3 protein-coding genes are annotated in these 3,069 nt (G+C 68.5%); 2 read left to right on the forward strand and 1 reads right to left on the reverse strand.

Going from position 1 to position 3,069, the window contains the following annotated elements; genetic code table 11:
- Nucleotides 1-485: 485 nt before the first annotated feature.
- Nucleotides 486-752 carry a hypothetical protein gene (locus JMF90_RS31050; RefSeq protein ID WP_011547288.1) on the forward strand — a complete coding sequence of 89 codons (267 nt, stop codon included), beginning with the start codon at nt 486-488 and terminating at the stop codon, nt 750-752.
- Between the two features lie 90 nt (nt 753-842).
- On the forward strand, nt 843-2,324 hold the full coding sequence (locus JMF90_RS31055) for a carbohydrate porin (RefSeq protein ID WP_027811407.1): 1,482 nt from the start codon (nt 843-845) through the stop codon (nt 2,322-2,324).
- A gap of 124 nt (nt 2,325-2,448) precedes the next feature.
- Here JMF90_RS31055 and JMF90_RS31060 read toward each other — a convergent pair.
- The coding region (locus JMF90_RS31060) for a trehalase family glycosidase (RefSeq protein WP_268906074.1) at nt 2,449-3,069 on the reverse strand (621 nt) is incomplete at its 5' end.

Raw genomic sequence — 3,069 nt, forward strand, 5'->3', positions numbered from 1 at the left:
GAAATAACGTTCTGAAACCTTTCAGCGCCGTCGTCACGCCACCCCGCGCCGATGCGTGCGAGCAACGGCCCGCCACGCTGCCGCACTTCCCTTTTCATGCTCGCGGGGCGGGCGCGCGGCGGCTCCGCTCCGCTGCGACGCGCCCACCACACAGCGCATTTTTCGTGCGTTTTTTACTTGCGCCGCAGCAAAACTCGCGACTAAAATCCGCCCCAATTCATCACGGGAGTCCCTCCGTGGACACATGCTCTAGTTGCAGTTCAATGCCGGTCCAGGCCGGCCACGCCATCGCGAGATAGCAGCCAGACGCATGTCTTTCGCCGCTAGCTCGCATTCGTCGGGTTAGCGCGCCTCATCCGGGCCGGCCATCGCCGGTTCGTCAGTCGCACGCTCCGTTATGTTCCATCCTCCGATCGCAGGCCGCGTCACGCACCCGCGCTCGATCACGTCGCCCGGCGTTCGCCGGACGGAATGGAGGCAGCGTCATGTTCTTTCCATCGTTCGCGGTCAGACTCAAGCGCGTCGTGCACGTCGCGTGCGACTGCTCGTTTTCCGGCCGCTCGCCGCTCGCCCGGGCATTCGGCCACTGGCGCGGCGTGGCCCTCGCCCACGTGCCGGCCGCACCCCGTCCGCTCGATTGGGTGCTGATCGCCGCGACGGCGGCCGCGCTCGCGCTTGCCGCGCTGCTGTGCTCGGTCGCGCCACACGTCGGCTTCGCGCAGGTGTGGCGCGTCGGCGGCTGGCTGCCGTAAGCCCTTCTCCGTGCAGGCCGTCTCGCCATGCGGCCCGCATCACGTTCCCGTTTCCTCAGCCTAACTAATCAAACTGCCAACGGAACCCGAATGAAGCAACTCTCTTCCGTCCCGCGCAAGCTTCGCGTCGATGCGCTCGCCGCGCTGCTGCTGTCGCTCGCCGCCGCCTCCGCATTCGCGCAAGCGTCGGCTCCCGCCACCGAACCGGCGGCCGGCACGAACGATGCCGCCGCCCCCGCCCAACCGGCCGCCGATGCTGCCACGCCCGCTCCCATCGGCTTGTGGGAACGGTCGAACCTGCTCGGCAACATGGGCGGCCTGCGCGACGTGCTCGACGAACACGGCGTCACGCTGAGCCTGCAGGAAACCAGCGAGTACCTGTACAACACGTCCGGCGGCACAGGGCGCGGCGGCGCGTACCAAGGGCTCACGCAATTCGGTTTCGACGTCGACACCGGCAAGGCGATCGGCCTGCCGGGCGGCACGTTCAACGTGTCGGGGCTGCAGATCCACGGCACCAACCTCACGCAGCGCTACCTGCAGACGCTGCAGACCGCGACCGGCATCGAGGCCAATTCGACCACGCGCCTGTGGGAGCTCTGGTACCAGCAGTCGCTGCTCGACGGCAAGGTCGACGTGAAAGTCGGCCAGCAGAGCGTCGACCAGGAATTCATGGTGAGCCAGAACGCGGCGACGTTCATGAACGCGACGTTCGGCTGGCCCGTGCTGCCGTCCACCGACCTGCCGTCCGGCGGCCCTGCGTATCCGCTGTCGTCGCTCGGCGTGCGGCTGCGCGTGAAGCCGGCCGACGCGTGGACCGCGATGGTCGGCGTGTTCGACGGCAACCCGGCCGGCCGCAGCGACGGCGACGCGCAGGTGCTGAACGCGCACGGCACCAATTTCAACCTGCGCAGCGGGGCATTCGTGATCGGCGAAGTGCAGTACGCGCTGAACGCGCCGCCGGCCGACCCGAAGGCCCCGCAGCCGGCCGGCCTGCCCGGCACGTACAAGCTCGGCTTCTGGTATCACTCGCAGCACGCGAACGATCCGCGCTACGGCACCGACGGGTTGTCGCTCGCCGATCCGGCCAGCAACGGCATGCCCGCCACGCATCGCGGCAACTACGGGTTCTATGCGGTCGCGGACCAGATGGTGTGGCGGCCGTCCGCCGACAGCCCGCGCTCGGTCGGCGTGTTCGCGCGCGTGATGGGCTCGCCGGGCGACCGCAATCTCGTCGATTTCGCGGCCAATGCGGGCGTGACGCTGAAGGCCCCGTTCGTCGGGCGCGACAACGACGTCGCCGGCATCGCGGTCGGCTACGCGAAGATCGGTTCGCATGCGCGCGGCCTCGACGGCGACACCGGCGCGTACACGACGCCCGGCTATCCGGTGCGCCGCGCGGAGACGGTCATCGAGGCGACCTACCAGTACCAGATCGCGCCGTGGTGGCAGGTGCAGGCCGACCTGCAGCACTTCTTCCGTCCGGGCGGCGGCATCCCGAACCCGAACGCGGCCGGCGCGCGCATCGGCGACGAAACGGTGGTCGGCGTGCGCACGACGATCACGTTCTGATGCCAGCCGCATAAAGACAGGGGCCGGACGGTCGCTTGCGCGACGGTCCGGCCCATGCGGTGGCTTGCCGTGCGGGCACGCGGCCCGTGGCGCGCATTACGCGTCGTGCATTATTCGCCGCGCATTACTCGCCGTACAGCCCGAGCAGTTTCAGCGTGACGCCGTTGGTCCAGCCGAAGCCGTCCTGCAACGGATATTCCCCGCCCCCACCGCCGCCCGTGCCGGTGCCCTCGACCACGTACTTCTCGACGAGCTTGCCTTCGGTCGCATACACATGCTTCACGTCGGACAGGAAACGCGTGCCGATGTCCTTCGCGAGCGCCGGTTCGCCGTAACGGCGCAGCCCGTCGATCGCGATCCACTGCAGCGGCGCCCAGCCGTTCGGCGCATCCCATTGCTGGCCCGTGTTCTCGGTCGTCGTCGCGAGGCCGCCCGGCTGCAGCAGCGTCTTGCGCACTTCGTGCGCGGTCGCCTTCGCACGCTCCGGCCACGCGACGCCCGCGAACAGCGGATACAGCGCGGCCGCCGTCACGCCGTCGCGCGGCTTGCGCAACTGCCAGTCGTAGTCGCCGTAATAGCCGTGACGGTTCCACAAATAATGATTGATCGCGGCTGCACGCTTGCCCGCGCGCGCTGAAAAATCGGCCACGCACGCGATGTCACGCGTCACCGCACAACCCTTCACGATCGTCGTCTCGAGATGGAACATCAGGCTGTTCAGGTCGACCGGCACGATCGACGTCGT

Origin of the sequence: Burkholderia sp. E168m23 (assembly GCF_016586125.1) — a bacterium.
Classification (GTDB): domain Bacteria; phylum Pseudomonadota; class Gammaproteobacteria; order Burkholderiales; family Burkholderiaceae; genus Burkholderia; species Burkholderia orbicola.

What these genes read in the sequence shown, in the direction of transcription:
- JMF90_RS31055 (WP_027811407.1), top strand. Translation starts at nt 843, where the DNA reads ATGAAGCAACTCTCTTCCGTCCCGCGCAAGCTTCGCGTCGATGCGCTC.
- JMF90_RS31050 (WP_011547288.1), top strand. Translation starts at nt 486, where the DNA reads ATGTTCTTTCCATCGTTCGCGGTCAGACTCAAGCGCGTCGTGCACGTC.